Source organism: Streptomyces maremycinicus, from assembly GCF_001184025.1.
Taxonomy (GTDB): Bacteria; Actinomycetota; Actinomycetes; order Streptomycetales; family Streptomycetaceae; genus Streptomyces; species Streptomyces maremycinicus.
The window spans coordinates 265,263-291,004 of record NZ_BBYG01000015.1 but is presented as its reverse complement, the minus strand read 5'-3'; the positions used below and the strand labels follow the sequence as shown (position 1 = coordinate 291,004).

At 71.7% G+C, this 25,742-nt stretch carries 18 protein-coding genes; 6 read left to right on the top strand and 12 right to left on the bottom strand.

The genetic code is table 11. The features are described 5' to 3' along the window. The 11 genes from AOQ37_RS22035 to AOQ37_RS21985 all read right to left on the bottom strand — a co-directional run bounded on the left by AOQ37_RS22035 (position 1) and on the right by AOQ37_RS21985 (position 17,629). Positions 1-1,233 carry a hypothetical protein gene (locus tag AOQ37_RS22035; RefSeq protein WP_062646320.1) on the bottom strand — a complete coding sequence of 411 codons (1,233 nt, stop codon included), beginning with the start codon at positions 1,231-1,233 and terminating at the stop codon, positions 1-3. A 1-nt stretch (position 1,234) separates the two neighbouring features. Then, entirely contained in the window at positions 1,235-2,755 is a 1,521-nt protein-coding gene (locus AOQ37_RS22030) for a right-handed parallel beta-helix repeat-containing protein (RefSeq protein ID WP_062646319.1), read from the bottom strand. Positions 2,756-2,767: 12 nt separating this feature from the next. Beyond that, positions 2,768-4,747, bottom strand: coding sequence for an alginate lyase family protein (locus AOQ37_RS22025; protein WP_062646318.1), 1,980 nt, complete (start codon positions 4,745-4,747; stop codon positions 2,768-2,770). Beyond that, positions 4,744-6,936: a bi-domain-containing oxidoreductase gene (locus AOQ37_RS22020; protein ID WP_062646317.1), complete on the bottom strand. Its 2,193-nt coding sequence runs from the start codon at positions 6,934-6,936 to the stop codon at positions 4,744-4,746. Before AOQ37_RS22020 ends, AOQ37_RS22025 begins: the two co-directional genes overlap by 4 nt. 33 nt (positions 6,937-6,969) lie before the next feature. After that, positions 6,970-8,895: an asparagine synthase (glutamine-hydrolyzing) gene (gene asnB / locus AOQ37_RS22015; RefSeq protein WP_062646316.1), complete on the bottom strand. Its 1,926-nt coding sequence runs from the start codon at positions 8,893-8,895 to the stop codon at positions 6,970-6,972. Positions 8,896-8,898: 3 nt separating this feature from the next. Then, entirely contained in the window at positions 8,899-10,449 is a 1,551-nt protein-coding gene (locus tag AOQ37_RS22010; protein ID WP_062646315.1) for a Wzz/FepE/Etk N-terminal domain-containing protein, read from the bottom strand. Further along, positions 10,446-11,810, bottom strand: coding sequence for a Wzz/FepE/Etk N-terminal domain-containing protein (locus tag AOQ37_RS22005; RefSeq protein WP_062646314.1), 1,365 nt, complete (start codon positions 11,808-11,810; stop codon positions 10,446-10,448). Before AOQ37_RS22005 ends, AOQ37_RS22010 begins: the two co-directional genes overlap by 4 nt. Continuing rightward, the gene (locus tag AOQ37_RS22000; protein ID WP_062646313.1) at positions 11,807-13,087 is read right to left on the bottom strand and encodes a glycosyltransferase family 4 protein; all 1,281 of its coding nucleotides are present in this window, start codon (positions 13,085-13,087) and stop codon (positions 11,807-11,809) included. The genes AOQ37_RS22005 and AOQ37_RS22000 overlap by 4 nt, the downstream gene beginning before the upstream one ends. After that, positions 13,077-14,393 (bottom strand): nucleotide sugar dehydrogenase, encoded by a 1,317-nt coding sequence (locus AOQ37_RS21995; RefSeq protein WP_062646312.1) that lies wholly within the window; start codon positions 14,391-14,393, stop codon positions 13,077-13,079. Before AOQ37_RS21995 ends, AOQ37_RS22000 begins: the two co-directional genes overlap by 11 nt. Positions 14,394-14,475: 82 nt before the next feature. Next, positions 14,476-15,954, bottom strand: a complete 1,479-nt coding sequence (locus AOQ37_RS21990; RefSeq protein ID WP_062646311.1) for a sugar transferase — start codon at positions 15,952-15,954, stop codon at positions 14,476-14,478. A gap of 1,306 nt (positions 15,955-17,260) precedes the next feature. Further along, on the bottom strand, positions 17,261-17,629 hold the full coding sequence (locus AOQ37_RS21985) for an STAS domain-containing protein (protein WP_062646310.1): 369 nt from the start codon (positions 17,627-17,629) through the stop codon (positions 17,261-17,263). 306 nt (positions 17,630-17,935) lie between these two features. Here AOQ37_RS21985 and AOQ37_RS21980 point away from each other — a divergent pair, with 306 nt between their 5' ends. From AOQ37_RS21980 to AOQ37_RS21955, 6 genes are read left to right on the top strand one after another with little or no spacing between them, the layout of a single operon-like run. Further along, the gene (locus tag AOQ37_RS21980; RefSeq protein ID WP_062646309.1) at positions 17,936-18,787 is read left to right on the top strand and encodes an STAS domain-containing protein; all 852 of its coding nucleotides are present in this window, start codon (positions 17,936-17,938) and stop codon (positions 18,785-18,787) included. Further along, positions 18,784-19,155 (top strand): STAS domain-containing protein, encoded by a 372-nt coding sequence (locus AOQ37_RS21975; RefSeq protein ID WP_062646308.1) that lies wholly within the window; start codon positions 18,784-18,786, stop codon positions 19,153-19,155. Before AOQ37_RS21980 ends, AOQ37_RS21975 begins: the two co-directional genes overlap by 4 nt. Further along, the gene (locus AOQ37_RS21970) at positions 19,152-19,574 is read left to right on the top strand and encodes an anti-sigma regulatory factor (protein WP_062646307.1); all 423 of its coding nucleotides are present in this window, start codon (positions 19,152-19,154) and stop codon (positions 19,572-19,574) included. The genes AOQ37_RS21975 and AOQ37_RS21970 overlap by 4 nt, the downstream gene beginning before the upstream one ends. Continuing rightward, complete coding sequence (locus tag AOQ37_RS21965) at positions 19,562-20,623, top strand: ATP-binding SpoIIE family protein phosphatase (protein WP_062646306.1); 1,062 nt, start codon at positions 19,562-19,564, stop codon at positions 20,621-20,623. Before AOQ37_RS21970 ends, AOQ37_RS21965 begins: the two co-directional genes overlap by 13 nt. A gap of 48 nt (positions 20,624-20,671) precedes the next feature. Beyond that, positions 20,672-22,105 (top strand): sensor histidine kinase, encoded by a 1,434-nt coding sequence (locus AOQ37_RS21960; RefSeq protein ID WP_062646572.1) that lies wholly within the window; start codon positions 20,672-20,674, stop codon positions 22,103-22,105. Then, complete coding sequence (locus AOQ37_RS21955) at positions 22,095-23,708, top strand: fused response regulator/phosphatase (protein WP_062646305.1); 1,614 nt, start codon at positions 22,095-22,097, stop codon at positions 23,706-23,708. The genes AOQ37_RS21960 and AOQ37_RS21955 overlap by 11 nt, the downstream gene beginning before the upstream one ends. Positions 23,709-23,754: 46 nt before the next feature. Here AOQ37_RS21955 and AOQ37_RS21950 read toward each other — a convergent pair whose 3' ends face one another. Continuing rightward, positions 23,755-25,221, bottom strand: coding sequence for a non-reducing end alpha-L-arabinofuranosidase family hydrolase (locus AOQ37_RS21950; RefSeq protein WP_062646304.1), 1,467 nt, complete (start codon positions 25,219-25,221; stop codon positions 23,755-23,757). Between the last annotated feature and the right edge of the window lie 521 nt (positions 25,222-25,742).

The following is a 25,742-nucleotide window of genomic DNA, read 5'->3' as shown; positions in this document are numbered from 1 at the left end:
TCAGATCACCTCCGGACTTCGGGCCCCTCGCGGGACGCCGCGTCGATCGACGTCGGGCGGCGGCGGGGGCGGCTCCGCGGCAGGCGCCGCCAGCAGCGAGGCGGCCACGGCCAGATGCAGCAGATACGGCGAGGCGTCGCCCAGCCCGGCCTCGGTGTACGAGGCGATCGCGCAGTAGCTGATCAGGAAGATCGCGCAGGCCCTCGACAGCGACGGCGGCCGCAGCAGCGCGACACCGCCCAGCACGACGATGATCGCCGCCACCAGGGCCACGCCGGTCATCCCCTGCTCGTGGTAGACGGCCAGCCAGCTGTTGTCGATCGGCAGTCCGCCGAACGACTTGTCGCCCAGACCCGCGCCGAACAGGTACTCCGAGGTCGTGCGCGGTGCCGCCAGCAGGGCGTGCCAGACCTTGGCCCGGCCGGTGAGGCTGGAGAAGTTCTCCTGGCTCTGGCCGCGCAGGAACCACGCCTGGAGCGCGGAGCCGAACCCCACCACGGCCACGGCGGCGCACAGCACCGCCCAGACGAAGAACCGGCGGGCGGCGGCGCTGGTCAGGACGAGCGAGCAGATCGCCAGCGCCAGCCCGATGAGCAGGCCGAGCGTCGCCGTCCTGGTATGGGTCAGCGCGAGCAGCACGAGCGACGGCACGACGACCACCGCAGCGCTGCCCCGGTCGGTCCTGCGGCCGAGCAGGAGCAGCACGGTGAGCCCGATGATCACCGCGGCGTACTGTCCGATCTGCGGCGGCGTGAGGGGCCACAACGCGCCGACCAAGCGCCCGCCGTACAGCTCGGGCAGGGCGGCGCCCGGTGAGATGACCGCGCCGGCGGCCACCGAGCCGAGGACCAGGAAGTACATCCGGATGTGGTGCCGGACGAAGGTCGGGCCGCCGTCCCACCAGCGGCTGAGCAGCCACAGCGTGCCGATGAACAGGGCCAGCCGGGCGCACCGGAACAGCGCGCCGAACCCGGACTCCAGGTTCGCGCTGGAGATCACGCTCGGCACCAGCAGCAGGGTGAGCAGGAACAGGAAGGCGCTGGCCCGCACGCGCAGCCGGAGGTTGACCGCGAGCGCCAGCGCGAACGCGGCGACCAGCGCGCCCATGGTGACCATCTGGATGAGCGAGCGGGGCAGCGGAACGATGGTCTTCGCCCCGGCGGAGCCGAGCGTGTTGAGGATCAGCAGTCCCCAGACCGTCCCGACGATCTTCGACGTGTGGTCCGTGCGCATCTCAACCACCGTCCGGTGCGCGGAAGGTGCTGCCCGCGTCCTGCTGGTACGGCGTGCCCTGCCACTGCCCGGAGTCGAGTATCCGGCTCGGGTCGTGGGCGACGAACTTCCACGGTCCGAGATAGACGTTGTCGTGCCAGCGGTTGTGCTGCTCGCGGGTGATCGCCTCGGCCACCCGCTCGCCCTGGTAAGGCGACCAGTCCGGATAGGTGCCGTAGTTGGCCAGCACCGCCATGCGGTCGCACTTCACCGTGCAGTCGACGACGGACTTGTCCAGCACGAAGCGGTTGCCGTGGATGTCCACCCGCTGGGTCTTCCACCGGCAGTCGGCGTAGAGCGGTGCGGTGGCGATCGCCGGCTGCGCGCAGCGGTCGGTGTTCTTCACGAGCAACGTGCAGTCGCCGGACGAGGTGTTGGCCGGGCTGTTGCAGAACCGGTCGGCGTTCTCCCACAGGGTGATCCCGGACCAGTTGTTCTCCAGCACGTTGCGGTAGATCTCGATCTTGTCCGTGCGGGCCCGGACCCGGGGTTCGCCGCCGGACTCGGACAGGTACACGGTCGCGAACGGGAAGTTGTCCCCCCGGTCGGCGTACCGGCGGCCCTCGACCCAGTTGTTCCGCCGGATGATGTTCTTCCGGACGACCGCGTTGTAGCTGGTCTCGTAGATCAGCGCGGCACCGTCGTTGGCCTCCAGCACGTTGTCCTCGATGAGGAAGTCGTTGTTGTTGGTGTCCGCCCACAACCCGGCTCCGCGGTTGTCGTGCACCCAGTTCCCCCGGATGTCGGCGCCGTCGACGGCCCAGAACTTGACGCCTCCGGTGCAGCCGCAGCCCGGCCGCCGCCGCTCCCAGTCGTCGCTGTTGTTGCCCACGATCTCGTTGCCCTCGACCACCAGACCGCTGATCCGGCCGTTGCCCTTGTACGCGTTCATGCCGTACTGACCGTTGCCGCGCAGACAGCTCGAGCGGACCTGCTGGCGGGCCCCCGCCATCAGCCCGGCGCCGGAGTTGTTCTGGATCGTGGCGTGGTCGATCACCCAGCCGTCGGCCGAGTCATGGTTGACCACCCCCTCGTCGTGCGGCGCGACGAACCCCTGCACGGTCAGGTGGCGGATCGTCACGTCGGGGGCGGTGCCGCCGAACGCGTACTGGTTGGTCCTGCGGCCGTCGAGCACCGCACCCGGCGCGCCGAGGTAGGTGTCCCCCTTCTTGGGGATGACCTGCGCGTAGCGGTCCGGGTCGAGCCGGTGCTTGCCGGGGCGGAGCCAGAACGTGGTGTTCGGGGGGCTGCTCTTGGTCTTCGCGGCCAGATCACCGGCGACCGCGGGGTCGACCGTCACCGCACCCGCCGGCGCCTTCGCCGGGCCGGCCGCGGGCTCGGCGCACACCCGGGCCACGGCCGTGGACGGCGCGGGAGCCGGCTCGGGCCGCGCGCCCGGCGTGCTCTCACAGCCGGTCGCCGCCAGCAGGGCCAGCGCCAGCGGTGCCGACTGCCAGACCCGGTGCCGCCACTTGATCCCCAAGCGTCTGCCTCCCTAACCACGGAACCTGAGCACGGTGGTGAACCCCTCCGTACCGTCGGTGAAGCCGGTGCCGACCAGCGTGGTGGCGGGTTCCTTGCGCCCGAAGCCGGCGGAGTACCAGCCCAGCGGCGGGTCGCTCTCCCCGCGGTGCGCCCGCCAGCGCAGCTGCCCCGGCAGGTCGAGCTCCGCCCCGCGGTCCGCACCGTCCCGGGTCCAGCTGAGCACCGCCCGGTTCCCCGTCAGCTCCGCGGTGACCTCCGGGCCGAGATGGAACGCCAGGCGCACGGCCCGGCGCGGGCCGCGCACCTCGTCGACCACCGTCAACGCGCGCTCGGCGGACGACAGTTCCACCCGGCGGCGATGCACGGAGCCCTGGTAGCCGTCGTGTTCGGCGCACCAGCGGGCCGTGCCCCCGTCGGAGGCGTCGCGGGTGTCGGCGACCAGGACGCGGCTGCGGGCGTGCCGGGTCCACAGGAACGGACCGCCGGAGACGGACTGGTCACCGCCGTCCAGTTCCAGGGTGTTGTGGCCGAGGGTCGACCGGAAGTACCGCCGCCACTCGGGCTGACCGTGGTAGCAGTACGTCCCCGGGTCGGCGAGCACGTCGACCCCGTCCTGCCGGACCTCCAACGACAGCGCGTCCGCGTGAGCGTGCGCGGCGATGGACAGGAAGCCGTGCGGGCCGCCGTCGCAGCGGCACCAGATCTCCCCGGCACCCCGCAGGACGGTCATGCCCGCGTCGGCGAAATGGTCCGGCCGGCTTGCGGGGCGCGACACGGCCGGCGCGGCTGCTCCCGTCCCCGGGTACGGCCGGATGAGCGCGGCCAGCAGCGGGGTGCGCACATCGGAGCCGGTCACCGCGGGCCACCAGGCGAGCCGGCCGAACACGGCATCCCCGGTGGCCAGCAGCGAGGCCCAGCGGTCGGTGCCCGCACCGTCCACGACCAGACCGTGCCCGTCGTCCGAGTCCCCCTGGCGCGGGGGCCGCAGCCGGCCGTCCACGACGGCGGCGAGCGCGTCGGTCATCCGCAGCAGCACCGACCGCACCGACGCGGGGACCGGCACGTCGGCGGCATCCGCCTCGGCCACGGCGGCCAGGCCGAGTTCCAGCACCAGTCCGTGGTACTCGGTGGCCAGCTCGCGGTTGAGGCCGGAGTCGAAGGTGTTGGCGCGCAGCTCCCGCTCCAGCGACCGCAGCGCGTCGGCCCGCCAGCGCGCCGAGTCGGGGAACCATCCGAACGCGCAGGCCGCGGCGAACTGCCCGGCGGCCTCGGCGATGACGTGGTTGTTCGCCGAGGAACCCCGGCTGGGGAAGGCGGCCAGCCAGTGCTGGTGGTGCCAGATCTGGTCCAGCGCCACCGGGTTGTCCTCGAACAGGGCGGCCGCCCCCGGCCAGCCGTCGAGCAGCCGGCGGATCCACACCCAGGACAGCAGCCGGATCCCCAGCTCGATGCCACTGGTCCAGTGCACCCCGCGCAGCGGCGCGTTGGACCTCCACCAGGACCTCAGGTGCTCCGCCACGCGCTCGGCGTACCGCTCGTCACCGGTGACCGCGTAGGCGGCGGCGAGCACCGTGAGGTACTGGTGCCGGGACAGTTCCCAGATCTGCTTGATGTCACCGACCCGGTCCTCGTCCCGGTACGGCACGTCGAAGGCATAGCCCCACGGCGCACGGCGCCCGGTCTTCGGGTCGAACCACCAGTCCGGGTCGGCCAGATCGTCGCGGCCCACCCCGAAGTACTCGGCGTGCCCGGCCATCAGCCGGTCGGCCTGGGCGAGCAGACGCTTCACGGCGTCCGGTGGCACCGCGGCGACCGTCCCCGCGGGCAGGACCGCGGTGAACCCGGCGCCGGTCACGTCGGGGCTGTCCGGCCGTGCCGTCCGCCACCGCCGTCTGCGTACCGCGTCGCCCGCCCGTCCGCCGATCTCCCGCGGTCCCATCCGGGACAGCCGCCGCAGGTACCAGCCCGGACTCCCCGCGTTCACCGTCATCGCGTTCTCGCCAACGTCACGGGCGCGCCCCCGGCCAGGCCGGCCTGCACCGCGAGGGTGGCCGCCGTGGTGGCGACCAGCGACTCCAGCGGCACCGGCATCGGGCCACCGGTGCGCACGGCCCGGACGAACGCGGCCAGTTGGGCCTCCTGGCCCTTGTCCCGGGCCTTGGGCAGCCGCGAACTCACCCACCGCTTGCGGGCGTACACCGAGGCACGGACGAAGTCGTCGAGCCGCAGCACCTTGCCGTCCGCGACGAGGTCCAACGTCTCCTTGGGGAAGCCGGGCGCGCCGGTGGTGACGTAGCTGACGGTGGCGGTGGACCCGTCCGGGTAGCGCAGCACGACCTGGAGATCGTCGTTGCCGGGCGAGGCGACCGCGTACACCGAGACCGGATCGGCGTCGAGCAGCCAGCTCGCCGTGTCGATGAAGTGCCCGCCCTCGCCGGCGAACCGCGAGCCCTCGGTGCCCTGTTGGAGATACCAGCTGCCCTGCCCCAGCCGGCCCGCGTTGACCAGGTAGCGCAGGCTCGCCGGACCGGTCCGGGCGCCGAACCGCTGCCTGGCCTCCTGGAGCAGCGGCGCGAACCGGCGGTTGAAGCCGACCTGGAGCCGGTCGTTGCCGGATTCCTCCACCGCGGAGAGCACCCCGGCGAGTTCGTCCTCGGTCAGCGCCAACGGCTTCTCGACGAAGACCGCCTTGCCGGCCAGCAGCGCCCTGCGGGTCAGTTCGGCGTGCGAGCTGTGCCGGGTGACCACGAACACCGCGTCCACGGAGTCGTCGCCGAGCACGGCGTCGAGATCGGTGGTCGCCCCGGCGAAGCCGAACTTGCGCCGCGCGTTGGCCGCCGACAGCGCCGTCGTGGTGACGACGGTCGACAGCTCGACGCCCTCGCGCCGCGCCAGATGCGGCAGCAGCATCGACGTCGCGTAGTTCCCGGCGCCGACGAACGCCAGCCGCACCGGTGTTCCGGCGGCCCGGCCCGACGGGGGCACTCGGTCGCCGCGCCGCACCTCGGGCACGGCCACCTCGGGCACGGCCTCCGGGGCCTGCGCCTCGACCGTCCGTCCGGGGTACCGGAACAGCACGGCCACGGCCTTCAGATCGCCGTCCTTCAGGCTCCGGTACGTCTCGACGGCGTCGTCGAAGTCGGCGATGTGCGAGATCAGGGGCTCCACGTCGACGCGGCCGCGGGCGACGAGGTCGAGGAAGCACGCGAGGTTGCGGCGCTCGGTCCAGCGCACGTAGCCGATCGGGTAGTCCCGGCCCTCGAGTTCGTACTCCGGGTCGTAGCGCCCGGGGCCGTACGAACGGGAGAACCGGACGTCGAGCTCCTTCTCGTAGTACGCGTTCCACGGCAGGTCCAGGCGGCATTTGCCGATGTCGACGACCCGGCCGCGGTCCCGGCACATCCGGGCGGCAAGCTCGACGGGCTGGTTGCTGCCACCGCCGGCGGCCAGGTACACCTGGTCCACGCCGTGACCGCCGGTGAGTTCGGCGACGGCGGTCTCCACGGCCGTGGAGGAGGGGTCGGCGCAGGCCGCCGCGCCCAGGCGCTCGGCGAGTTCGCAGCGCGCCGGGTCGGGGTCGACCCCGACGACGCGGACGCCCGAAGCGGTCAGCAGCTGCACCACCAGCTGCCCGATCAGCCCGAGGCCGACGACCAGCGCCACCTCGCCGAGCCGTGACTCGCCCTGGCGGACGCCCTGCATCGCGATCGAACCGACGGTGCCGAAGGCCGCGTGCCGCGGCGCGAGGCCCTCCGGCACCCGGGCGTACAGGTTCTTCGGCACCCAGTTCAGCTCGGCGTGCAGCGCGTGCTCGTTGCCGGCGCAGGCCACGAGGTCGCCGACCTTCACATCGTCGATCCCGGCGCCGACCTGCTCGACCACCCCGCACAGCGAGTAGCCCAGCGGTGTGTAGGAGTCCAGCTTGCCCATCACCTTGCGATAGGTGGCGGGCACCCCGTTGGTCGCCACGCTCTGCACGACCTTGGCCACCTGGTCCGGCCGGGAGCGGGCCTTGCCCAGCATCGACATGCCGGCCTCGGACACCTTCATCAACTCGGTGCCGGTGGAGATCAGCGAGTAGGCGCTGCGGACCAGCACACCGCCCGGCTTGCACCCCGGCACCGGCACGTCGAGCACCGCGAGCTCGCCGCTCTTGTAGTTCTGAACAACCTGTTTCACCCGAAGTCCTCAGTCTCTGCTGTCTCTACGCCGTCAGTGAGAGTTCTGGGCGGCGCCCGTGGTCGCGCCGCGGTACCAGTACTCGAGGGTCAGCACGTGCCACAGATGTTTGGAGAAGTCCCGCTGCCCGGCGGCGTCCTCGGCGACCATGCGGGCCAGCGCGTCGCGGCGCAGGAGACCGGAGCTGACGAGCAGCCCGTCGTGCACCACCTCGCGGACCAGCGGTGCCAGGTCCCGGCTCATCCAGGCGCGCAGGGGGGCACTGAACAGGCCCTTGGGCCGGTACACGATCTCCTTGGGCAGGACCGAGGCGGCCGCCTCCTTGAGGACGGCCTTGCCCTGCCGCCCGGCGATCTTGCGGTCACCGGGCACGGCGAACGCCGCCTTGACCACCTCGACGTCCACGTACGGCACCCGCACCTCGGTCGAGGCGGCCATGCTCGACCGGTCGGTGTAGGCGAGGTTGAGGCCCGGCAGGAACATCCGGGAGTCGCCCAGGCACATGCGGTTGACGAAGTCGTCGAGGTCGTTGTCGTGGTAGACGTCCGCGTGCTCGGTCAGCACGTCGTCGACCGTCCCGGCCAGGTCCGGATCGATCAGGGCGAGCAGCTCGTCCCGGTCGTACATGGTGTAGCTGCGCCGGAACGCGGTCTCCTCCGGCAGGTCGGCGAAGGAGAGGAACCGCTTCGCGAAGCGCACCGACCGGTACCCCCGGCGGGCCGTGGCGACCGGCAGCCGGTCCACGGCCCGGGACAGGCCGCGCCGCAGGGGCCGCGGGACGCGCTGGTAGCGCAGCGCGAGCAGGTTGGCCAGGTGCTTGCGGTAGCCCGCGAACAGCTCGTCGGCGCCCATCCCGGAGAGCATCACCTTGACCCCGGCCTCCCGCGCGGCCTGGCAGATCAGGAACGTGTTGATCGCGGCGGGGTCGCCGATCGGCTCGTCCAGGTGGTACGTCATCTGCGGCAGCAGGTCGAGTACGTTCGGAGCGATCTCGATCTCCCGGAGGTCGACGCCGAACCGCTCGGCCACCTGCCGGGCGTAGCGCAGATCGTCCGGCATCGCCTCGAACCGGGCGTCCTCGGCGCGGAATCCGATCGTGTAGGCCGAGATCCCTGGCCGGTCGCGGGCCGCCAGCGCGGTCAGGTAGCTGGAGTCCAGCCCGCCGGACAGGAACGTCGCCACGGGCACGTCGGAGAGCAGATGGTGCCGGGTCGACTCCTCGACGACGGCGGCGACATCCGGCAGTTCGCCGGCCAGCGCCCGGTCCCGGCCCTCGGCGGCGACGTCCCTCAGGTGCCAGAACCGGCCGCGCTCCACCCGGCCGTCGGGCCGGCACCGGAGCCAGCTGCCCGGCGGCAGCTTCTCCGCCTCGCGGAACGCGCACCGGGAGTCGGGCACCCAGTAGTACAGCAGCGAGGCCACCAGCGCCGCATGGTCCACCTGGAGCGAACCGCCGGTCACGGCGGCGAGCGCCTTCAGCTCGGAGGCGAACACCAGGCCCTCGCCGCGCCGCAGCAGGAACAGCGGCTTGATGCCCAGCTGGTCGCGGACGAGCACCAGCTCACCGGTCCGCTCGTCGAACACCCCGAAGGCGAACATCCCGCGCAGCCGGGGAAGACAGTCCGTGCCCCAGCGCCGCCAGGCCTCCAGCAGCACCTCGGTGTCGGAGGTGCCGCGGAAGCGCACCCCGGCGGCGGCCAGTTCGGCACGCAGCTCGGGCGCGTTGTACAGCTCGCCGTTGTACGTCAGGACGAGGCCGTCCGAGACCATCGGCTGGGCGCCCGTGTCGGACAGGTCCATGATGGCCAGTCGGCGGTGCCCGAGGTGCACCTCGCCGTCACCGACGGAGTGGCTGTAGCGGCCCGCCCCGTCGGGACCGCGGTGCGCGAGGATATCGGTGAGCCGGTCGGTGACGGCCTTCCCGTCCGGCCATCGGTAAGTGCCTGCGATGCCACACATGTGCTAGCGCGTCTCCTGTTCGCTGTCCGGGACCCGTGCCGCCCACATGGGCAGCCGCTCCGCCCGTCGCCGGCCTTCCCCCACTGCCTGAACGCCGTGGGCGGTACCCCCACCGTTGTGCCGGGCCAGCCGCTCGTTCTGGCCGCGCAGCGCGGTGTCCAGCCCGTCCCACAGCGTGCCGTCGGTCCGGTCCCGCGGATCCGGGTCGATCAGCACCACACCGATCACCGGTATGCGCTGGTCCGCGAGTTGCCGCGCGACGGTGTGCAGCCAGGCGGCGCTGCCGTGTCCGGCCCGTACGACGAGCACGGTCTGCGTGCCGAGGTACTGAAGGTCGGTCCAGGCCGTGCCGGGCGCCACCGAGCCGACCCCGAGCCGGCGCTCCTGGACCGCCGCCGCGGCCTGCTCGCCGCGCACCACGGTCGGGTCTCCCGGTTTCGCGCGGCGGCCCGAGAGCTGCCGGCCGGGCAGACCGTCGACGACGACCACCGGCCCGTCCGCCGCCAGCGCCCCGGCGAGGTCCAGGGCGATCCTGCTCGCGCCGCGCGCGCAGCCCAGTTCCAGCAGCGACACCGGATCAGCGGAGCCGCGCACGGTACGGGCCAGGGAAGCGGTGAGCCGTTCCCGGGCCGCCCGGACCCGGCGGCGCCGCCACAGCCGGGCCGACCGCAGGGGCAGCTCGGAGATGACGGAGGCGCCGAGGTTCGCCGCGATCTCCCGGCGCAGCACGGGCCGGTCCGCCACCACGGTGCCGACCGCGGCCACCGCGAGCCCGAGCACCAGTCCGAGGACGAGCCCGATCGCGGCGTTGGTGGCGGCGGTCCTGGGCACGGAGTGCCGCACCGCGCGCGGAGCGTCCACGATCTGTGTACCGGCGACGAGTTGGGGCGTGCCGATGCGCGCCTCCGCGGCGCGCTGGCCGAAGTCCGTTATCCGCGAAGTGAGTTCGGCCCGGCGGGCGAAGAGCGACTCCAGGTTCGCCGACGCCTTCGGCCCGCTCTCCGTCGACGCGTCCCCGATCTGCCCGTCGACCTCGGCGAGTTCGTCCCGCAGCCGGTCACGCTGGTCGAGCAGCGCCTTGGCCTCGGCGTTCGCGGCCGCCTGTATCCGCCGGACATGGTCCGCGACGAACGCGTCGGCCAGCGCCTCGGCGCGGGCCACCGCTTCCGCGTCACTGTCGGCCGTCACCGTGATCTGGAGCAGGTTGTTGGTCAGGCCGACACCCCCGTACTCCTCCATGAAGTCCGCCGGGTCCTCCTGGGACCCGAGGGACCGCAGGGCCGTGCCGGCGATCCGCGTGGTGTGCAGCAGCGCGACGTCGGTGCGGATCAGCGTTCCGGGGTCGTTCGGCTGGTCCTCCTGATGCGCGACCAGCACCTTGGTCACCGCGGTGGGCGGTGGCGGCAGCAGGACCGCCGTCGCCGCGCCGGCGAGCAGCCCCAGCAGCGCCAGGGAGCACCAGAGCCTGCGCCGTCTGCGCACCGCGACCACCAGCGCCTGGAGGTCCAGCAGCGGAGCGGCGGCCGACGGCTCCGCAGTCGTTCTCGTCGTCACCTCGAACCTCCCGTCACGTCGTCGCCGACCGCGAGCACCGGCGTGGCGTCGTCCCGAGGCCGGCCGGCGGACCGCGCCGGACGGGCCCCGGCCGTGCCGGCCAGGACGATGCCGACGACCTCGTGCTTGGCGTCCTCGCACGCCTCGGCGATGCCGGCGAGGTCCCCCGCGGTCCAGCTGCCCGCGCTGACCACGACCAGGGCACCGGCCTCGTCGTCGCGGTCCGGCACCAGCGGCCGGGACACGGGGACCTCCGCCACCCGCAGCAGCGGATCGCCCCCGGCCTCGGCGACGAGCCGCTCGGCGGCCCGGCGGGCGACGTCGTCGCCGTCCGCGACGACGACCAGGAGCCGCCGGGGCGCCGGCAGCCGCTCCCGGAGGCGGGCACACAGCCGCCGGTAGCGGATCTGCCGGCCGGCCTCGTCACCGGACGCCTGCGGGGGCGGCACGTCCCACCGGACGTCGGTGCCCAGCAGCCGGCGGATCCGGGCCCGCGGGCCCAGGTCCCGCGGCCGGTGCGCGGGCTGTTCACCCGGCACGTCGACGGTGCCCAGCAGCTCCGCGCCGATCGCCGCCGCGATCTCCGGTTCGGTGCGCAGCCGGCGGCTCATGCGGGCGGCGGTGAGATGGCCGATGACCGCGAGCAGGAAGAACAGCAGCGCCCCGGCGGCGACGAGCTGTGTCCTCGTCGGCGGTGCCTCTCCGGCCGGCCGGGCAGCCGGTCCCATGACGACCATGTTGGTCTGGTTGGCGGCCGGGTCGGCCTGGTCCAGCTTCGTGATGGCCTCTTGCAGCGCGGTGCGCAGCTTCGCCAGCTCGGTGCGGGTCTGCACGCTCTCCACGGTCTGCCCCGGATCGGCCGCGTCGGCCAGCTCGGTGATGCGGCGGCTGGTCTGCACCACCATCTGCCGCAGCGCCTCGGGCTCCGCCGCTTCGGGGTCGGTGCCGTCGCCGGCGATCTGCGCGGCGAAGGCGACGAACTGCTGGGCCGACCGGTCGGCGAGCTGCTGTGCGCGCTTAGGGGTCTCGGCCGTGCCCGAGATCTTGATGATGTTGCCGTCGGCGGTCTTGGCGCTCACCCGGTCCCGCAGCTCGCCGCCGCCGACCCCGTCCCAGCCGAGCGTGGCGGCCGTGCGGTCGAGGACCACCGAACTGGTCGCGATCTCCGCCTGGGTCAGCAGCTCGCGTTCCTCCCAGGCGCCCGGCAGCAGTACCGATGCCGACGTCGTGTAGCGCGGCGGGAACACCAGCGAGGCGCCGTACCCGACGAGGGCGCCCACCACGGCGAGGGCGGCCAGGAGCCGCCAACGCCGACGGAGGATCCGCCCGATCGTGACCAGGCGTATCGTGTCATCGCTCAACGGCGCGACCTCCTGCCTGCCCGGTCCGGGCCGTCCGCCGACACCGGAGCGCGGTCACGGCAGGCAGCGGTGTAGGCGGCCAGCAGCGCCCGCTGGGAGTTCCGCCAGGAGAGCGCCCCGCCGATCCGCTCCTGGCCGATCTCGCCCATCCGGGCCCGCTTCTCGGGATCGTCCAGCAGCAGCGCGACCAGTTTGGCGAACGCCGACTCGTCGTCGGCGGGCGCGTAGACGGCGGCGTCACCCGCGGAGACGCGCGCCTCCCGGAGGTCGAACGAGACGATCGGCCGGCCCATCACCATGTACTCCAGGACCTTGTTCATGGTCGACACGTCGTTGAGCGGATTGTGCGGGTCGGGGGAGAGGCACACGTCCGCGGTGGACAGGTAGCGCACCAGATCGGCGTCCGGAATGCGCCCGGTGAACTGCACTTGCTCGGAGAGCCCGAGCCGCCGGGACAGCTCCACCATCGCGTCGAAGGTGTCCCCGGCGCCGACGAACACCGCGTGCCAGTCGGTCCGCCCGAGCTCGTCGCGCAGCTTCGCGAGCGCCCGCAACGCGTAGTCGACGCCGTCCTGCGGGCCCATGACGCCGAGATAGCACAGCAGATGAGGCTTTCCGCGCTTCAACTCCGGCTCGGGCGGCACGGGATGGAACCGCTCGATGTCGGGCGCGCTGCGCACCACGAAGACGTCCTCCGGCCGTCGGCCACCGCGGCGCACCGCGACGTCCCGGTAGCTCTCGTTCGTGGCGAGCACGACGTCCGCGGCCCGGTACGTCATCCGCTCCAGCGCGCACACGGCGCGGTAGAGCAGGTCCTCGCCCCGGCCGAACCGGGAGAGGTACAGCTCGGGCACCAGGTCGTGCTGGTCGAAGACGAACCGCGCGCCACGCCGCTTCAGCCACCGGGCCGGCAGGAACAGCAGGTCCGGCGGGTTGCAGGCGTGGACCACGTCGACGGGGCCGACCTTGCGGGCCAGCCGGACCGTGTGCCACAGCGCCGATCCGTACTCCCGCAGGTAGCCTGCCGGACCGCCGGTGGCGGCGCGCAACGGGTAGCGGTGGATCCGCACCCCGTCGATCTCCGCCTCCGCCTCGGTGTCCCGCTTGCTGCCCCGGGGGCAGATGACGTGCACTTCCCAGCCGGCGTCGCGCAGCGTCGTGCACTCCTGCCACACCCGACGGTCGAACGGCACCGACAGGTTCTCCACGAGGATCAGCGCGCGCCGGCCCGGCCGTGCGTCCCTGGCCGTGTCACCGGCCGATGTGTCACCAAGCAAGGCCCACGTACCCCGGTTCGGCCCGCCGCGCCTCGGCGTCGGGAAGGTGGATGAGATCGACGATCACGGGGCCCTCGCCGTGCGGCAGCGCCGACAGCACGGCCGGGTCCCTGGTCCCGACCAGGCACACCTCGGCGTGCTCGAGCACCTCCTCGACGGAGTCCGCGAGGAGCTGCCCCAGATGCGGCAGCCGGGTCTCGATGTACTCGCGGTTCGCGCCGAGCAGCCGGGAGAGGCTCACGTTGGCGTCGTGGATCCTCAGGTCGTACCCCTTGCCGAAGAGCCGCTCCGCCAGCTCGACGAGCGGGCTCTCGCGGAGGTCGTCGGTGCCGGGTTTGAAGGACAGCCCGAACAGGCCCACCCGGCGCTTGCCGGTGCGCTCGACCAGCTCCACCGCGCGCTGGAGGTGGTCGGAGTTGGACGGCAGCACGTGGGAGAGGATGGGCACCGAGACATCGGCCCGCTGCGCCGCGTGGACCAGGCTGCGCAGGTCCTTGGGCAGGCACGAGCCGCCGAAGGCGAAGCCCGGCCGCAGATAGGCGGGGCTGATGTTCAGCTTGCGGTCGGCCAGGAACACGTCCATCACCTGGTGCGAGTCCACCCCGAGCGCCCGGTACACCGCGCCCAGCTCGTTCGCGAAGCCGATCTTGAGGCCGTGGAACGCGTTGTCGGCGTACTTGATCGCCTCGGCGGTCGGGATCGGCACCCGGAACACCTCGCCGGGCAGGCCCTCGTACAGCGCCAGCACCGCGTCACCGCTCGCCGGGTCCAGCTCACCGATGACGGTCTTGGGCGGGTCGAAGAAGTCCCGCACGCTCGTGCCCTCGCGCAGGAACTCGGGGTTGACCGCGACCCCGATGTCCACCCCGGCCGTCCCGCCGACGTACTTCTCCAGGATCGGCACCAGCAGGTTCAGGCAGGTGCCCGGCAGCATGGTGCTGCGGAACACCACGGTGTGCCGCCCGCCCCGCTCGGCGAGCGCGGCGCCGATCTCCTCGGTCACCCGCTCCAAGTAGGTGGTGCACAGGCTGCCGTTGGGCTCCGAGGGCGTACCCACGCAGACCAGCGAGATATCGCTGTCCATGATCGCCTCACGGACGTCGCCGGTGGCTCTCAGGGCCCCGGTCCGCACCACGTCGGCGATGAGCTCACCGATCCGCTCCTCGACCACCGGGGCCTTGCCGTCGTTGACCAGGTCGACCTTCACCTGGTTGACGTCCACCCCGATGACGTCGTGCCCCATGCCGGCCAGGCACGCGGCCGACACGCAGCCCACGTAGCCGAGCCCGAAAACGCTGACCCTCATGACTCGTTCCTCCCCCCGGGCAGGCCGTCCCGGCCTGCGGTCCGTATGCCTGCGGGACCGTCGAGCTGCGACATCGCGCGCATCAGTAGGCCCCCTGCCCGTACAGCACCGCACGCAGCGTCTTCCACAAGATCACCGTGTCCAGGGCGAGCGACCAGTCCTCCACGTACCGCAGGTCCAGCCGTACCGCCTCCTCCCACGACAGGTCGCTGCGTCCGCTGATCTGCCACAGGCCGGTGAGTCCGGGCTTGACCAGCAGCCGCCGTCGGATGTCCGGACCGTACGCGGCGGACTCCTCCGGTAACGGAGGCCGCGGGCCGACCAGCGACATCGAGCCGGTGAGCACGTTGAAGAGCTGCGGGAGCTCGTCGATGGAGTACCGGCGCAGCACCGCTCCCACCCGGGTCACCCGCGGATCCCGGCGGAGTTTGAAGAGCGGTCCGGCGCCCTCGTTGCGGTCGGCCAGCTCGGCACGTGCCCCGTCGGCCCCGGCGACCATGGTGCGGAACTTGAGGATGGTGAACTCGCGGCCGTCCTTGCCGACCCTGCGCTGGCGGTAGAACACCCCGCCCCGGCTGTCCACCAGCACGAGCAGCCCGACGAACGCCATGAGGGGCGCGAACACCATCAGCAGAATCGTTGCGCCTATCCGGTCGACGACCGCTTTGACCGCCCGGCGGCCCCCGGTGAAGGCCGGCATGCTGACCCGCAGCAGCGGGATCCCGAGCACCGCGTCCACGTGCAGCCGCGGTCCGGCCACCTCCATCAGCACGGGTGCCACGACCATCTCGGTGTCCGTGCCCTCGAGGTTCCAGGCCAGCCGCTGTAACCGGTGCGGCGACCAGTGCGGGTCCGGGGTGACCGCGACGACGCGGTAGCCGTCGCCGTGGACGTGCTTGGCGACGTCCGCCAGCCGCCCGACGACCGGCACCTCGTCCAGCAGGTCGCCGTCGATGCCGGGACCGTCCGTCGTGCACACCGCGTCCACCCGCCAGCCCAGGTGCGGGAACTTGCGGGTCCGGCTGATCAGGTCGCTCACGGTGGCCGGGCTCCCGGCAGCGAGCACCGGTCTGAGGCAGTGTCCGTCCTTGCGCTGTTTGTGCAGCCACAGACGCAGCAGATACCGCGAGGTCATGGTGACGAGCGCGATCGCGGGGATCGCGACGAAGATCCAGAGCTTGATGTTGCGTGAGGTGAGGGCGATCCCGCCCAGTGCCAGGACAACGGTCGCCGTGAACAGCGAGCGCCCGAGCCGGCGGAATTCCTCGGCGCCCTGGCCGAGAACGGCCGGAGCCCACGACCGGCTCACCGCCAGCGCCCCCAGCACCAGCAGCTCGGTGCCGAAGGCGAGAATCCCCCATTTCTCATGCCAGTTGGCCGCGTCCCGGGCCCCGAAGAAGTTGCCGATCCCCGCCACCACGAAGGCGGTGGCCACCGTGTCGCTGGTGATCACGGCACGGCGGTACCGCTGTTCCCAGTCGATCGCGGGCTGTCCGATCGCGCCGTCCGCCGGACGTCCGCGTGCCGACGGAAACGTGCTGACTAGTCCCCCTTGCCGCACAGAACCCCCCAGGTCCCCAGTGGCTCGACGTGTTCGCGCAACACTGTTCCTCCCCCCGGGAGGCCCCCGCCCCCCGTAATGTCCCGCCCCCGGGAGGCCCCCGCCTCCCGCACTGTCCCCCCTCGGGAGGCCCCCGCCTCCCGCGCTGTTCCTCCCCCGGGAGGCCCCCGCCTCCCGCGCATGACGATCCGGCTGTTCGAGAGGTGCTTGAACAACCCGACCTGACAGCCGTGGACTTGCATGCCGGCTTACGTGCCCTGACAGATGCTCGGGGTGCGCGCGGGAACCGTCGGAACCTCGGGTGCTCCCCGCACCCGGGACCCTCTCGGGCTCCGCGAATCGATCACCCCACGTCCGGCGCCGGGGACGCGACTGCTGGCATTTCGGTAGCGCCGGACCTGGATCAATTGACGGTCGCCTTCTGCCCAATCAGCTGAAGCACGGTCAATCTAGACCATCAGGGTCAGTATGAAGAGAGGGTGTGTGAGTAATTTGTGCTCAAGCTTTGCGGCCCGATGCACTGATCGGTGACCGTCCCCGGGCGGGTGGAGGCCGCCGTCCGCCCATGCACCCGACCCGGTCGGGGGTGTGACTTCTGTACGGCGGTGAGGCGCGAGCGGCAGCCGGGGCATCCACGGTGCCCGCTCCGCCAACAGCTGTTCTGCGACCGCTTGTTCGGTCATAAGCCGAGGTCGGGGACGCGGCAGGGGCCGGGGCTCGGGTGCCGTGAGCCGCCGGCGCGGCTCGGGCCGGCCGTCGCGCCGAAGGGCGCCCGCACCGTGCGCGGGGACGGCGCCGGGCAGGTGCGCGGTGACGACGCGGGCAACGGGTTTTGTTCACCACGTGACCGCCGTATGGCCACCGGACAACGGCACGCGGCGGAGTCCGACTCCCGGAAGATGACGGATTTCGTTCGGTGCGCGGGTCTCCGACGGTCGCCGGGGCGGTCAGGCACCCTCTTTCTCGGCCTTCTCGCCTTCCTCCGCCTTCGCCCTTCCCACGCCCTTCTCGGCTTCCTCGGCCTTCTCGGCGACGACGGCTGGATCATGGCCGGGAAAAGAGTCGGACGGGGTGACGTCCGCGGGAGCGCCGCGTCGACAGGCACTCCCGCAAGGCGACACCCATGTGAATGCACGGCAGTTCACCGCGGCCTCGGGCGCCGCCCGCGAGCCAACCCGGATGTCCAGGACGCCTTCAACCCGGGCCGGAGACCGGCCGCGCAGATCCGCGGCCGGGCACCTCGGCCGCCGAGCCCCGCGGCCGGGCGCCTCGGCCTCCGAGCCCTGAACCGGCCGCAGGGCGACGGTCAGGGCTCCAGGGCCTGCTCGAGGGTCGGGTGACAGGTGACGAGAGCGTCGATGCCGGTCAGCCCCAGGACGCGCAGGACGGGTTTCCGGGCGGCGGCGATGCGCAGCCAGCCCGCGCCGCCGCTGACGGCCTGGTGCGCGGTGACGAAGACGTTGATGCCGCTGGAGTCCATGAAGGTCACACCGCTGAGGTCCACCACGATCCGCGACGGCGCCGCCTCGCCGTACCCGGACAGCAGGGCCGCGCTGAGCAGCTCTCCGACCTCGTGGTCGATCTCACCGCGCACGGTCACGACGCGCACGCCGCCGATCATGCGGTGTTCGGCGGAGAACCGGTCCGGCCGGTCCGCTTGCTCGGTGTCGGTCACCGTCTCCTCGACTGTGCTCGGGGGGTGCCCCGGATCAGGGCGCGCGCCCCGGGTCAGGGCGTGCAGGGATGATCCTGCCCCGCAGTTCCGCTCACATGCACGCGGGCGGCCATGCCGTCATACATGCCTCTGGCATATGTGGGGTACCGGTGAGTTCCGGTGTGTGCTCGTGGATCGTGGACACGCTGGGTGACCGCGGGGCCGGGCCGGCCGCCGCGCGCGACCGGGCCGGTCGGCGATACGGGTGCCGTAGGCTTCGCGGGTCAGTTCCGCACAAGAAAATATGAATATCGAAGGAGTGCCGCAATGGCGAAGCAGGACAACGCCGTGGACCTGGTGGGGCTCCTGGCGGCCGAGAAGCAGGACCTGGCCGCCTCATGGGTGCGTGAGGTGCAGGAATCGCTGGGTCGCCGCGTCGGTGCGGCAGAGCTGGACCGCGAGCTGCGAGAACTGTACGAAGCACTGGTGGAGGCCCTGCGGCAGGGTGCCCAGGATGTCCACGCGGAGCAGATGTCCGAGGTCCGCGCCCTGCTGACGGAACTCTCGAGGAACAGGGCCCGGCAGGGATTCTCGCCGAGCGAGACCGCCATCAGCGTCTTCGCCCTGAAGACCGTTCTCGAGCCCGCGCTGCGGGACGGCTCCGCCGACACGGTCCGTGCCTACCTCCAGCTCGGCCGCATCCTCGACGGGCTGGGCCTTTTCACCATCGAGACCTACACGCAGACGCGGGACGAGCTCATCACCGCGCAGGCGGAGCAGCTGCTGGAACTGTCCACGCCGGTGGTCCGGCTGTGGGACGGGGTCATCGCCGTGCCGCTGGTCGGCACCCTGGACTCGGCGCGGACACAGGTGGTGATGGAGAAGCTCCTCCAGGCCCTCGTGGACACCGGCTCGGAGCAGGCGATCATCGACATCACCGGTGTTCCGGCGGTGGACACGCAGGTCGCCCAGCACCTGCTGAAGACCATCGTCGCCGCCAGACTGATGGGCGCCGAGTGCACCGTGTCCGGCATCAGTCCACAGATCGCGCAGACCATCGTCGCGCTGGGCATCGAGTTCGACGGCATCGTGACGAAGGCCAGCCTCGCCGACGCCCTCAAGCTGGCCCTGCGCCGCTCCGGCGTCGACATGGTCGCTCACGCGGGCGTGCAGCGATGAGCGACCGTATTCCGATCCTGCGGATCGGGGACATCCTGCTCGTGTCCGTCCAGTTCGATCTGGAGGACCAGACGGTTCTGAACCTCCAGGAGGACCTGGCCGAACAGATCGTGGCCAAGTCCGCCCAGGGTGTCGTCATCGACATCAGCGCGCTGGAGATCGTCGACTCCTTCGTGGGGCGCATGCTCGCGACGGTGGCCGCCATCTCGCGTGTCCTCGACGCCCGCACGGTGGTCGTCGGGATGCGTCCCGCTGTCGCGATCACCCTGGTGGAACTCGGCCTCTCGCTCGGTGGCGTCAGCACCGCCCTGGACTTGGAGAAGGGGCTCGCGAAACTGCGCCGGCCCGCCAGTTCGGCATCGCAGTGACCGCGCCCTGGGCGGCTGGGGACGATCCCCAGGTCTATTCCGTCGCACGCAGCGCCGATGTCGTACAGATCCGCCAGGTCATCCGGGCGCTGGCGCAGCAGTGCCGGCTCTCCCTGGTCGACCAGACGAAGATGATCACCGCGGCGAGTGAACTGGCCCGCAACACGCTCACCTACGGCGGCGGGGGCACGGTCAGCGCCGGTGTCGTCAGCGACGCGAGCAAGCGCGGCGTGGCCGCCGTGTTCGAGGACTCCGGCCCCGGGATCGCCGACGTCGACCAGGCGATGACGGACGGCTGGACCTCGGGCGGCGGCCTCGGGCTGGGCCTCAGCGGTGCCCGGCGCCTCGTCGACGACTTCCGGCTGCACACCGTGCCGGGCGAGGGCACGACCGTGACCATCATCAAGTGGGCGCGGTGAACACCGACACGGTCCTCGACAGCGAGGACGTGGCCTGGTTCCGCGACGGTGCGTCGCTGGCGGTGGCCGCCCGGGGCGCGGCCGCCGCGCTGGCCCGGCGCGTCGGCCTCAGCGGCCACCGGTCGGCCGAGGTCGCCCTCGCGGTCACCGAGGCCGCCACGAACGTGCAGCGGCACGCCGTGGACGGAGCACTGCTGCTGCGGGTGGTGCGGTCCGGGGACGAAGCGGGAGTGGAGTTCCTCACCGTCGACTCGGGGCCCGGGATGCCGGACGTCCGTGCCGCCCTGGCCGACGGCGTGTCCAGCGCCGGGACCCTCGGCATCGGCCTGGGCGCGGTCTCCCGACTCGCCGACCACTTCGACGTGCACTCCGTCCCCGGCCGCGGCACCGTGATGGCCGCGCGGTTCTGGCCACGCGGCGCGGACGGCACGACCGCCGCCCCGGGCGCCTCCCCGGTCGCGGGCGTGACCAGACCCATCAGCGGCGAGACCGTGTGCGGCGACGCGTGGGCGGTGCGCACCGCGGTCCCGGGCGAGGGCGGACGCCGACCCGAACTCCTGCTCATGCTCTGCGACGGTCTGGGACACGGACCCCTCGCCCAGCGCGCGAGTCAGGCGGCGGTCAAGGCCTTCCACGCCACGCGCGACCTCAGCCCGGAGGGCGCCCTGAACGCCGTTCACCTGGCGTTGAAGGGGACGCGCGGAGGGGCCGTCGCCGTGGCACGGATCGAGCCCGCGGCGGGACGGCTGCTGTACTGCGGTGTGGGCAACGTCAGCGGCTTCCTGGTGGGTGACGACGGACGCCGGGCACTGCTGTCGGCTCCCGGGATCGTCGGCGCGCACATGCGGCGGCTGCGGACCTTCGAGGAACCCCTTCCCGCGCACGGCGCCCTGGTCATGCACTCCGACGGGCTGACCGAGCGCTGGGAGCAGCGATCGCTGCCGGGTCTGCTGCACCACTCGCCGCTCGTCATGGCCGGGCAGCTGCTCCGCGAGGCAGGGGTGCGCCGGGACGACGCCAGCGTCGTCGTCCTCAAGGAGGCCTGGTGATCGGCGAGGAGCAGGATGAACGTGTCGACCAGCCCCTCTGAACCGGGCCTGCCGGGGGGTGCGCCCTCCGCCGGTCGGTCGCCCGCCGCCGGGCCTGTCGACACGGTGGCCTCCTTCGCCCTGTCGTCGGCCCAGGACGTGTTCGGCCTGCGGCGCAGAGCCCAGCAGGCCGCGGCGGCACTGGAGTTGGACCGGCAGGACCAGGTCCGTCTCGCGACCGCGCTGAGCGAGGTCGGACGGGACCGGCTCGGATGCCGCGAGCTGGAGGTCTCCTTCGGCCTCACCTCCGGGCCCCGGTCGTCTCTCCTCGTCACCTTCAGCTGGGCCGGCGGGCCGTCGCCGGCCCAGGACACACTCGACCTGGCCGCCAAACTCGTCCACGTCGACCACGAGACCGGCCCGGCTGCCGGCCGCGTCGTCATCACCCAGCCGCTGCCCGCGGACGGGCCGCAGGGGGCCGCTCGGCGCAGCCGCCTGGCCGAACTGCTCAAAGGCGGCGCCCGGTCCACCGAGGCGGACGATCTGCGCGCCCAGACCCGCGACCTCATCGCCACCCTGGAGGAGACCCGCGCCCAGCGCGAGGAACTCCGCCGGCTCAACGAGGAGCTGGAGGAGACCAACCGGGGAGTGCTCGCCCTCTACTCCGAACTGACGCTGGAACTGGAGACGACCAACAGCGGCGTGCTGGCCCTCCACTCCGAGCTGGAGGAGAAGCGGCACCAGCTGCAAGAGGCGAGCGAGGCCAAGACCCGGTTCTGGACGAACATCAGCCACGAACTGCGCACCCCGGTCAACTCCGTGGTCGGGCTCTCCGCACTGCTGCTGGCCCCCGGCTCCCCGCCGCTCACCGACGAGCAGCAGGAACAGGCCGAACTCATCGCGTCCTCCGGCCGTACCCTGCTCTCGCTCGTGAGCGACCTCCTGGACGTCGCGAAGGCCGAAGCCGGCCACCTCGTGATCCATCCGGAACCGGTCGATCTGCGGCTGCTCGTCGCCCACCTCAGTGGCCTCCTCCTGAGCGGGCACGGCCACGGCCAGGTCACCCTCGTCACCCCCGGCCCGGAAGACCAGCCGGCCCTGGTGACCGACGAGACGCTGCTGGTGCGCATTCTGCGCAACCTTCTCTCCAACGCCCTGAAGTTCACCGAGCGGGGCGAGGTACGCCTGGACATCGCCGCCGACCCCGAACCGTCCGCGCCCGCCGTGCTGTTCACCGTCACCGACACGGGGGTGGGCATCCCCGCCGAGGAGATCGACCGCGTCTTCGAGGCGTTCTACCAGGTGCGCGGCCCCCACCGGAGCGGACGCTCCGGTACCGGCCTCGGCCTGCCCTACGCCCGGACGCTCGCCGAGCTGCTCGGCGGAAGCCTCACTCTCACCAGCACCGCGGGTGTCGGTACCCGGGTACAGGTACGGCTGCCGGACCTCGGCTCCGCCCGTACGAAGGAACCGGACGTCGAAGGGGCATGCCGTGACCGATAGAGCTCAGGATCCCGCGCCCGCGACCGTCCTGGTCATCGACGACAACGATACGAACCGCTACGTCCTCACCACCTGGCTCAGGCGCGCGGGACACACCGTCATCGGCGCCGCCACGGGCGAGGAGGGCCTCGCCCACCTCGACACCGCACCGGAAGCACTCCCCGACATCGCGATCATCGATGTCCGCCTTCCCGACATGAGCGGCTTCGAGGTCAGCGAACGCATCAAGGACGACCCGCGGACCGCGCACCTGCCCGTCATCCAGATCTCCGCCGCCGCGATCAGTCCGAACGATCACGCGGAGGGCCTGAGGCGAGGCGCGGACGCCTATCTCGACCAGCCCGTCGACCCCGGCGAGCTCCTCGCCACCGTCACCGCGACCCTGCGCTACGCCAGGGCCCGCCAACGCGCCGAGCGGCTGGCGCAACGCCTCATGGCCCTGAACAAGGCGACCTTGGACGTCTACAGTGCCGTCGGCTTCCACTCCTTCGCGTCGGCGGCCACCGGCGGAGCCGCCGCACTCCTCGCGGGCCCGGCGAGCGCGGTGTTCCTCTCACCCCAGGCCCAGGCGGTCCACAGCATGATCGACGGCCCGCGGACCCCCGTACGCATCCATCCCGCGCAGCCGGGCCTCCTGGACCGACTGGCCGCCCACGGCCTGCGTCAGGGCACCGGGGTCACCGTCGTCCGCGTCACCGGCGACCAGTGGAACACCCTGCTGCCGAGCGACCACCTCACCGGAGACGTCGCCGTCGCCGTCTCCCGCACCAAGCGTGACCGTCCCCCCGTCTGCCTGGCCGTCCCCGCCACGGCCCTCCAGAGCGCCGACGACGAACAGCTCTTCCAGCAACTGGCCAACGCCAGCGCCCTGGCACTCGAAGCCCTGCGGACCTACAACGAGGAACACGCCCTGGGCCTGGCGCTCCAGCGCTCCTTCCTCCCCAAGGAACTGCCGGTCGTCCCCGGCACGGAGCTGGCCTTCCGCTATCTTCCCGCTTCCGAACACGCGGAGATCGGCGGGGACTTCTACGAAGCGGTCCAGACGGTCAACGGCCTGCTGCTCGCCATCGGTGACGTCGTCGGGCACTCCGTGACCGCCGCGACCGTCATGGGCGAGGTGCGCCACGCGCTGCGCGCCTACGCCATCGAGGGCCACCCGCCCCATCTCATCCTGGAACGGCTGGAGACCCTGCTCGGCCAGTCCCAGCCCGGCATCACCGTCACCCTCTGCCTCGTCCTCGTCACGCGGGACGAACACCGTGTGCGCCGGCTGCACATCGCCAACGCCGGGCACATCCCCCCGCTCGTGGTCGACGCCCGGGAGGGACCGCGGTTCCACACTCCGCACGGTCCGCTCCTCGGACTGGGGCTCCCGCATCCGCCGCCCTCCGTCCTGGAGGTCCCCGACGGCACCCGCCTGCTCATGGTGACCGACGGCCTGGTCGAGGTACGGACCGCCTCCCTCGACGCCACCCTCGCCGAATTCCGCGAGGCCGTGGCCGAGGGCCCGGACGATCTCGAGGAGATGTGCGATCTGCTCCTGGAGCGTTTCGGACAGCACAAGGACGACGACATCGCCCTGATCACAGCCCTGTTCACGTAGAGCCTGTCCGGCGCGACCCGTGTCACGCCGCGACCCGTGTCACGCCTCAGCGCTGCTGTGTCAGCAGACCGGGACGGTAGGGCAGGAGGCCGTAGTCGCCTCCGGAGGCGGGGCTGCGCCCCTGGTAGAGCAGTTGGAGACGGCAGGGGTCGACGGTCATGGTCTGATCGGGGCCGGTGCGGATCAGTTCGCCATGGCTGATGTCGTTCGTCCAGGTGGCGCCACTGTTGGTCTTACCGGCGAAGGGATTGCTCTCGGTCGCGGCCTGGGGTGTCCATGAGCCGTTCAGAGCGGTAGCCGTGAACGAGCGGAAGTAGCGGCCCTGCGAGCCGATCGCCTCGACGATCATGAGGTAGCGGTTCTGGCCCTGAAGCCTGTAGACCTGCGGGGCTTCGAACAGGTTGTCGGTCGTATCGCTCATGACCACGGTCGAGGTCGCGCCGAAGCTGCCCGGGAAGTTCCCGATCGGCATGCCGGCCCGGTAGATCTTGCCGTTGTCACCGGCGAAGAACAGGTACATGTTCGTCCCGTCGCCGATGATCGTCTGGTCGATGGGTCCGGTTCCGGAGCCGGTGATACTTCCGGAGAACAGCACCTGCTGGGACGACCAGCCGTTCGGGTCGGTGGGGTTGCTCGACGTCCGGTAGGAGAAGGCGGTCCCGCCCCACTGGTAGGCGAGCACCCAGATGTTCTTCGGCGCGAAGTAGAAGAGCGTGGGCGCGACGGTGGAGGTCGACATCGTGTTCTGGCCGGCCGAGGCCATCTCCGACCAGTCGGTGAAGAGGCCGAAGTTCATAGAGCCCCACGTGGTCCCCGTGTCGTGCGTCGTCGCGTAGACGAGTTGCCTGCCGTTGTAGGGCGCGACGGTGAAGTCCTTCAGTGAGGCCCAGCCCGCCTTGGGCTGCGCCAGCGCACCCGTCGATGTCCAGCGGTAGCTCGACGGAAGATCGCACGGGCCGGGATCGGCGCCGCCGACCTTGACGAGCTGCCACTGCTGGTTGGCGCCGCCCCAGTCGTCGTACTGGACGATGTTCGCGTTGTCGGCGGTGGAGGCGCCCTGCACTTCGAGGGCCTTGTTGCTGTGGCGCGCGACGAACCTCACGTAGCCGTCGGAGCTGTCGACCGGCCGCCACTGCTGGTTCGTGCCGTTCAGGTCGGCCCACTGGACGATCGAGCCGCCGTTGGCCGTGGCGAAGTTGTGGACGTCCAGAACCTTGCCGGAATGGAGGGACTTGATGCGGTAGTAACCGCCGCCGGAGTCGACGAACCGCCACTGCTGCTGGCTCTGATCGTTCCTGGTCCACTGGGCGATGCGGGCGCCGTCGTCGGTCGCCCTGTTGTAGACGTCCAGGGCCTTGCCGCTGTTGCGATTGACCAGCACGTACGAGGCGTCGGGGTCCACGGTCGCCGCGCCGGCGGGTTGCGCGCCGAGGAAGGTGGCCAGGAGCAGCAAGGGTGCGAGGACGGCGAGCAGGCGTCTTGGACGGACCGGTGACAGGCGGCGGAACAACATCAGAAGACCTCCTTCGGGGCGGGGGCGGGGTGACCCCGATGAACCGCGGAGCGGACGTGCCGGGGAGCAGGGCATCTCGAAAGTTTCGAACTATCTCCCGATGCTTCGACGCCACAAGCTAGGAATGCGGGGCCGGCCGGTCAAGGCCTGTCACCGATGTGTCCACAAACAGCGCTTCCCTTTCGCCCTGGAGAAGCTGTCGCAACGACCGCGGAAACGTCCGGAGTCCGCGACGCGGCTCGCCAGGTCAAGGCGTCCACGCTGGGGAGAAGCCGAGTGGGCGGCGTCCGCCTGCTCTTCCCGGCCCGGCTCTGGGGCATGCGCCGAGGCGCACCGGATGTGTCGCCTTTCGGCTCACCGGGTTCCGGAAGTTTCGGAGGAGAGACCGAAACTTGTTCTGTGCGGAGTATTGACGCCCCTCGCCCGTACCCTCGATCATCCGTGTCTGAGAAACCGGCCGCAGTTCGACATTTCGAACCAGATCTGCCTGGGTTTCGGCTCGCCCCGTCCGTCTTCGCCCC